Origin of the sequence: Xanthomonas sp. SHU 199 (assembly GCF_000364665.1) — a bacterium.
Taxonomy (GTDB): Bacteria; Pseudomonadota; Gammaproteobacteria; order Xanthomonadales; family Xanthomonadaceae; genus Xanthomonas_A; species Xanthomonas_A sontii.
The window spans coordinates 1-2375 of sequence record NZ_AQOI01000498.1 but is presented as its reverse complement, the minus strand read 5'-3'; the positions used below and the strand labels follow the sequence as shown (position 1 = coordinate 2375).

The 2375-nt window shown below is 73.4% G+C and carries 2 protein-coding genes; one reads left to right on the top strand and one right to left on the bottom strand.

Annotated features, from left to right (window positions below; genetic code table 11):
- A partial coding sequence (locus D183_RS0115505) for a glycosyltransferase (protein WP_017909812.1) occupies window positions 1-432 on the top strand: 432 nt, incomplete at its 5' end.
- A gap of 253 nt (window positions 433-685) precedes the next feature.
- Here the strand turns inward: D183_RS0115505 and D183_RS0115500 are convergent.
- Window positions 686-2375: primosomal protein N' (locus tag D183_RS0115500; RefSeq protein ID WP_017909811.1), on the bottom strand; the 1690-nt coding region annotated here is incomplete at its 5' end.

The following is a 2375-nucleotide window of genomic DNA, read 5'->3' as shown; positions in this document are numbered from 1 at the left end:
CGGCCGGCGCTCCCGACGGTCGCGGGGGAGCATGCGGTCATCACGGCGGACGCCGCGCCGCGGGTGCTGCTGGCGGCCTCGGCGCTGGCGCGCAAGGGCGCCTACGAACTGCGTGAGGCGGTGCGTGATTTGCCGCTGGTGTTGCTGCTGCCGCCCGGTGCGCAGGAGACGCCGGACTTCTGGAGCGGCATCGCGGTGCAGCGGGTCGCGTCGATGGCCGAAGGCGTGCACGCTGCTTGCCTGGTGCTGCTGCCGGCGTGGATCGAGCAACAGCCGCGCGGCCTGTTGCTGGCCATGGCGCTGGGCAAACCGGTGATCGCCACCGCCGCCTGCGGCCTGTCCGCGGACGCTGGCGCGTGGCGCTGCGTGGAAGCCGGCGACAGCGCCGCGCTGCGCGCGCAGGTGATCGACGCCTTGGGTCTGGCGGGCTGAGCAACGCACGAGGTGTCACGGCCGCTGGCGCGTTGCCCGCCTGCCTCCCTACGCGTCAAGCGGATGCGCTGTTCCTCTAGAGCGGCTCCGGGGGGAATACGGGTGGTGTCGCGATACGCGCCATTGCCTCATGCCTCGTAACGGCGGCTTCAACCGCGACGAAGCACTCCCGGTAACGCCTCATCGCGGCTGAAGCCGCTTCTACGGCATTGGACAGCACGTCGGTTCTGCCGAGCTGCCACCACTCGCCGTGTCAGTACAGATCCTGCGGATCCACATCCAGCGACCAGCGCACCCGCCGTGCCTGCGGCAGCGCGTGGATCGCCGGCACCGCCGCGTCCAGCAACGCGTGCAGTGCGCGCCGCGTGTTGGCCGACAGCAGCAACTGGGTGCGCTGGAAACCCGCGCGGCGTGGCATCGGCGCCGGCATCGGGCCGAAGCGCTGCACCTCGTCCTGCACCGGCAGCAGTGCGCGTACCGCGGCGAGGAAGGCGTTGGCGTGCTCGACCTGCTTGGCCTCGGCACGCAGCAGCGCGAGATGCGCGAACGGCGGGAAGCCGGCGGCCTCGCGTTGCTCCAGTTCCGCGGCGGCGAAGGCGTGGTAGCCGCCGTGCACCAGGGTCTGCAGCAGCGGATGCGCGGGGTGGTGGGTCTGCAGCCAGACCTCGCCCGGACGCGCGGCGCGGCCGGCGCGCCCGGCGACCTGGATCAGCTGCTGCGCCAGCTTCTCGCTGGCGCGGAAATCGGCGGAGAACAGCCCTTCGTCGATGCCCACCACCACCACCCGGCTCAGCTGCGGCAGGTCGTGGCCCTTGGCCAGGATCTGGGTGCCGACCAGGATGCCGGGCGCAGTGCCGAGCGTGGCCAACTGCGTCTCCAGCGCATCGCGGCGCTGGGTGGTGCTGCGGTCGATGCGCAGCACCGGCACGTCCGGGAACGCCTGCACCAGGCGTTCCTCCAGGCGTTCGGTGCCGATGCCCTGCGGCTGCAGGGCCAGGCTGCCGCAGTCCGGGCAGGCCAGCGGCGCCGGCTGGCGCGCGCCGCAGTGGTGGCATTGCAGGCGCCGGCCGCCGGCGTGCACGGTCATCGGTGTGGCGTGCAGCGGGGTGCTGCAGCGCTGGCACGGCGCGGTCCAGCCGCAGTCGTGGCACAGCAGCACCGGCGCATAGCCGCGGCGGTTCTTGAACACCAGCACCTGGCCGCCGTCGGCCAGTGCCGTGCCGATCCCGGCCAGCACCTCGGGCGACAGCCCGTCCTGCAGCGGGCGCTTGCGCACGTCGAGCACGCGCACCGTCGGCGGTCTGGCGTCGCCGGCGCGGCGGGTCAGGCGCAGGTGTGCGTAGCGGCCGCCGGTGGCGTTGTGCAGGCTCTCCAGCGACGGCGTGGCGCTGCCCAGCAGCACCGGCACGTCCAGCGCCTTGCCGCGCACCAAAGCGAAATCGCGGGCGTGGTAGCGGATGCCGTCCTGCTGCTTGTAGCTGCCGTCGTGTTCCTCGTCGACCACGATCAATCCTGCCCGCGGCAGCGGCACGAACATCGCCGAGCGGGTGCCGACCACCACCCGCGCCTCGCCGCGCCAGGCGGCGGCCCAGACCCGGGCGCGTTCGTTGTCGTTGAGCCCGGAATGCAGCGCGTGCACCGGCACCCCCAGGCGGGCACGGAAGCGGGCCAGGGTCTGCGGGGTCAGGCCGATCTCCGGCACCAGCACCAGCGCCTGGCGCCCGCGCGCCAGACAGGCGGCGATCGCCTGCAGGTAGACCTCGGTCTTGCCGCTGCCGGTCACACCGTCGAGCAAGAACGGGGCAAACCCGGCGGCGGCGACCACCGCGTCGATGGCCGCCTGCTGCTCGGCGTTGGGCACCGGCCCTGGCTGTGGCTGCGGCGCCGCAGCGCTGGCCGGCACCGCGATGCGCTCGGCGTGGCCGCGCTTGGCCAGCGCGCGC